Genomic DNA, 5,320 nt, shown 5'->3' on the forward strand with positions numbered 1-5,320 from the left:
ACCGCGGCCACCGCCGGCCTTCCGCCGCCGACCATCCAGCCCAAGGCCGTCTGCGCGCCCACCGCCGCCGAACTGGCCAAGGAAGCCGGCCTCTCGCCCGCCGAACTGCAGGTGCTGCAGAACCTCGGCGCCCGCCGCGGCCAGCTCGACCAGCGCGAAGCGGACCTGTCCACCCAGCTCGGCCTGCTGGCCGCCGCAGAGGCCAAGCTCGACGCCAAGACCAAGGTGCTGACCGGGCTGAAGTCCGACATCCAGGGCCTGCTGGCCCAGGCGGATGGACGCGAAGCGGCCGAGGTCGACCGGCTGGTGAAGGTCTACGAAGGCATGAAGCCCAAGGACGCGGCCGCGCGCATGGCCATCCTGGAGGACGGCGTGCGCCTGCCGATCGCCGCCAAGATGAAGGAACGCTCGCTCGGCGCCATCGTCGGCAAGATGAAGCCGACCGACGCCAAGAAGCTGACCGAGTCGCTGGCCCACCGCTTCGCTGCGGCCCAGACCCTGGCGCAGAACGCCACGGCCCAGGCCGACGCGGCGGCCTCGGCCACCAAGCTCGCCGACGACGGCTCGAAGACCGCGGCCAAGCCCAGGCCGACCAAGGCCTCGGTCAAGAAGCCCGCGCCGCGCAAGAAGGCGCCCGCCGACGAGACGGCCGCCAACGACACGCCGGTCGCCAAGCCTGCCGCCGACAAGCCGGCGGCCGACAAGCCAGCCCCTGGGCCCGCCGTCGCGCCGCCGCCCGCCAAGGCCGGATAGGTCCGTGAACCTGCGCCAGACATTGCGCGCAGGTGTGGCGGCCATCGCCGTCGCCAGCGTCGTCGCGCCCGCCGGCGCGGCGGCGCCCAACTCTGTGCAGGCCGGCATTGATGTGCGCGTCTCCCAGGCCGACGGCTTCAGCCACGTCGAGTTCCACGGCGCGCCGGAAGCCCAGGTCAAGCGCAGCGGCGACACGCTGACCATCGACTTCCCGCGCGACGCCGATCCCGACATCTCGCGCTTTCACACCGCGCCGCCCAAGTGGATCAAGACCGCCGAGAAGCGCCACGTCCGCGGCCATCTGCAGCTGGCCATCACCCTGGCCGAGAACGCCGACTACAAGGTGGGCTCGTCCGACGGGGCGATGTTCGTCAACGTCTTCCAGAAGGCGCCGCCCACGGCGGCCGAACTGGCCGCCGCCAACAAGCCGCCGCCCGAGCCGCCCAGGCCCAACCCGATCCCCGCCGGCGGCGTCGTGCACATGGCGTCCAAGCTGGACAACGCCCAGGTGCAGTTCAGCTTCGCCTGGGCCAATCCCGCGGGCGCGGCGGTGTTCCGCCGGGGTGACGCGGTCTGGGTGGTGTTCGACGCGCCTGCGACCATCGACGTCAGCCACTCGCCGCGCGGCCTGGTGCAATATTCCGCCATCTCGGCCACCAAGGGCGCCGACTATTCGGCCGTCCGCATCGAGGCGGCCCACGGCGTGCCGGTGTTCGCGACCTCGGTCGGCAACACCTGGACCATCGCGCTTGGCCCGGGCGACGAGGGCTCGCCCAGCGTGGTCCGCGTGCAGCGCGACGACGCCGAAGGCCCCGCGACCCTGAAGGCCGCCGTGGCCGGCGCGACCAAGGTGGTCGATATGCTCGACCCGCAGGCCGGCGACACCGTGAGCGTCGTCACCGCGCTCGGCCCCTCGAAGGGCATGCCCAGCCGCCGCGACTACGCGCAGGCCGCCGTCCTGCCTTCGGTGCAGGGCCTGGCGGTGGAAAGCCATATCGACGACCTGGCGGTGAGCCGCGACGGCGACATCGTGCGCATCGGCCGCAGGCTTGGCCTGTCGCTCTCGCCCAGCTTCGCGACGGAAGAGACCGCGCGGCTGACCGTGGATGCGCCCCGGCCCGCGGCCATGCCGGCGCTGATCAACTACGAGGACTGGCCCAAGACCGGGCCGAAAGGCTTCCTCGACCGCTATCACCGCCTGCTGGACGCCGCGACGGTCGAGGCCGCCAGCACCGACAAGGCCGCCCCGGTCGGCGCCCGCATGGCCCTGGCCCGGTTCCTGGTCGGCTCGGAGCTCTCCTACGAAGCCATCGGCGTGCTGAACGACCTGGCGCGCGCCAGCCCCCGGCAGATGGACAACCCGGAGTTCCGCGGCCTGCGCGGCATCGCGCGCGTCATGGCGCGGCGCTACAAGGAGGCCGAGGCCGACTTCTCCTCGCCGGTCCTGGTCGAGGACCGCTCCGCCTGTCTCTGGCGGTCCTACATCGCCGTCCAGCTCGCCCAGTGGTCCGAGGCCCGCGCCCAGTTCAGCAAGGGCGCCGAGGCCTTCAACATGTTCTCGCCGACCTGGAAGGCGCGTTTCGCCCGCGGCGACGCCAAGGCGGCGCTGGCCCAGGGCGATCTGCCGAGCGCGGAGGCCCGCATCCACCTGGCGCTGGCCGACAAGACCGACGTCTGGGAGGAGCTGCAGACCCGCCTGATCCAGGCCCGCATCATCGAGCAGGAAGGCCACAAGGATCGCGCCCTGCGGATGTACGCCGCCATCGCCACCGTGCCGCGCGAGTCCCTGTCCTCGCCCGCCCTGCTGCGCGCCACCCAGATTCGCCTGGAGACCGGCAAGGCGACGCCGATCCAGGCCGCCCAGATCTTCGACGGCCTGCGCTACCGCTGGCGCGGCGACGCCACCGAGCTGGAGACCATCCGTGCGCTTGGCCAGCTCTACCTGGGGCAGGGCCGCTACCGCGAGGCGCTGGAGGCCCTGCGTTCGGCCGGCGCCAAGCTCCCCGACCTGCCCGAAGCGCTGCAGCTGCAGTCGGACCTGCACGTGGCGTTCCGCTCGCTGTTCCTCGACGGCGCCGCCGACGGCCTGGAGCCGGTGCAGGCGCTGGGCCTCTTCACCGACTTCAAGGAACTGGCCCCGATCGGCGCCGACGGCGACCTGATGGTGCGCAAGCTGGTGCGCCGCCTGGTCGACGTGGACCTGCTGGACCAGGCCGCCGACCTCCTGAAATACCAGGTCGACAACCGCCTGGACGGGGTGCCCAAGGCCCAGGTCGCCACCGACCTCGCCCGCATCTATCTGATGGACAAGAAGCCCGAGCAGGCGATCGAGGCGATCAACGGCTCGCGCACCACGGTGCTGCCCAACGCGCTCAACCTTGAGCGCCGGCAGGTCGAATCCCGCGCCTGGATGGGCGTCGGCAAGTACGACACCGCCCTCGAGCTGATCGAGAAGGACAATTCCAAGGACGGCCAGGACCTGCGCGCCGAGATCGTCTGGAAGCAGAAGGACTGGGCCAAGGCCGGCCCGTCGTTCGAAAAGGCGCTGGGCGACCGCTGGAAGACCGCCACCCCGCTCTCGGCCGAGGACGAGGGCAAGCTGTTGCGCGCCGGCGTCGCCTACAGCCTGGCCGGCGACGACGCGGCCCTGACGCGGCTGTCGACCCAGTACCGCGCCTTCTTCGACGCCGCCCACAACCCCGAAGCGCTGCGCATCGCGCTCACCGGGGTTTCGACCAATCACCTCAGCGTCGCCGACTTCGGCCGCGTCAGCGCCGACAACGAGGCCTTCACCGGCTGGGTCGACAAGATGAAGGCCCGCTTCAAGACCGCCCCGGTTCCGGTCGGCAACGGCAAGGTCCAGGCCTCCGCGCCGACGCGGGGCGCCAAACCCGCTGCGCCCGGCAAACAGGCCGCCGCCGCGCCGCCCGCCAAGGCCGGCAAGGCCTAGCGGTGAAACCGGCCTTTGACGGGGCCGAAGGATATAGTCAGACTTACGTTGTATCGATCACTCGCGAGTCCGCAGGGGCGCGCGGGAAAACATATAATTTTCAAGGCCTTTATATTTTTCGAGGGGTTTGACGGACATCGCCGAGGCGCACGCGCTCGCCGCCTGCGTCCCTCCGCTGCAACATTCGTGCACGGAAACGGTGATATGCGACCCCCAACAAACTGGAGCTGACGCCATGAAACGCGCCCTGTTCGCCACCTCCGCCGCTGTTGCGGCCCTCACCGTCGCCGGCTTCGCGGCGCCCGCCGGCAACGCCGCCGACACGCCCAACGCGACGCCGCAGCACGTGGACGACTTCCAGCTGACCGACCACACCAGGCTCGCGCAGCACCTCTATTACTTCGGCTATGAGCCGGCGATCGTGGTGATGACCCGGAGCAACAGCTCAGCGCTGTCCCGCGACGACTCGCAGGCGCTGGAGAAGCTGAACGCCGCCTACAAGGACAAGGGCGTGGTGGTCTGGGCGCTCGACTCCAACCTGGCCGACAGCCGCGACGCGGTCGCCGCCGAGGCCGCCAAGCAGAAGCTCAGCGTGCCGATCCTGATGGACGAGCAGCAGCTGGTCGGCGAGCAGCTGGGCGTGAAGCGCGAAGGCGAAGTCTTCGTGATCAACCCCAAGACCTGGACCGTCGCCTACCGTGGCCCGATGGGCGCCCATGTGAGCGAAGCGGTCGACGGCCTGCTGGCCGGCAAGCCGGAGATGATCCGCGTCGCCGACACGGCCGGCAAGCCGATCGCCTTCCCGGCGAAGGACCACGCCGCGGACTTCGCCAACATCTCCTATTCCAAGGACATCGCCCCGATCCTGCAGGAGAAGTGCGTGTCCTGCCACGTGAACGGCGGCATCGGCCCGTTCGCGATGAACAGCTATACGATCGTCAAGGGCTTCGCCCCGATGATCCGCGAGACGGTGCGCACGCGCCGCATGCCGCCCTACTTCGCCGACCCGCACATCGGAACCTTCAAGAACGACCAGGGCATGACCGCCGACCAGACCAAGATGCTGGTCCACTGGATCGAGGCCGGCGCGCCGCGCGGCGATGGCCCGGACCCGCTGCTGGCCAACGCCGGCAAGACCGCCCCCGAGTGGCCGACCGAGCTTGGCAAGCCCGACGTGGTCGTCGACCTGCCGGCCTTCAAGGTGCCGGCGACGGGCCTGGTCGAGTACCAGAACCAGGTGATCGACAATCCCTTCAAGGAGAACACCTGGCTGAAGGCCATCGCCATGAAGCCCGGCGACCGGCGCGTGCTGCACCACGTGGTCTCCAACCACATTCCGGCCCCTGACCAGCCGGCCAACACCATCCCCGGCGGGTCAGTCGGCTCCTATACGCCCGGCGCCCAGCCGCAGGTGATGGCTGACGGCTCCGGCGCGCCGGTGCCCGCGGGCGGCAAGCTGCACTTCCAGATGCACTACACGACCATGGGCCACGAGACGGTCGACAAGACCCAGGTCGGCTTCTACACGCTGAAGTCCCCGCCCGAGTACATCAAGCGCTCGGCGGTGATCTCGACCTTCGCCCTGATGATCCCGGCGGGCGAGGCGCGCCACCAGGA

At 70.3% G+C, this 5,320-nt stretch carries 3 protein-coding genes; all 3 read left to right on the plus strand.

The genetic code is table 11. From position 1 onward, the window contains the following. The coding region (locus VKQ35_RS15620; protein WP_324363243.1) for a MotE family protein at positions 1 to 753 on the plus strand (753 nt) is incomplete at its 5' end. A gap of 4 nt (positions 754 to 757) precedes the next feature. Further along, on the plus strand, positions 758 to 3,703 hold the full coding sequence (locus VKQ35_RS15625; RefSeq protein WP_324363245.1) for an endoglucanase: 2,946 nt from the start codon (positions 758 to 760) through the stop codon (positions 3,701 to 3,703). 235 nt (positions 3,704 to 3,938) lie between these two features. Next, positions 3,939 to 5,320 (plus strand): redoxin domain-containing protein (locus VKQ35_RS15630; RefSeq protein WP_324363247.1); only part of this gene is annotated, 1,382 nt, incomplete at its 3' end.

This window comes from Phenylobacterium sp. (genome assembly GCF_035309685.1).
GTDB lineage: Bacteria > Pseudomonadota > Alphaproteobacteria > Caulobacterales > Caulobacteraceae > Phenylobacterium.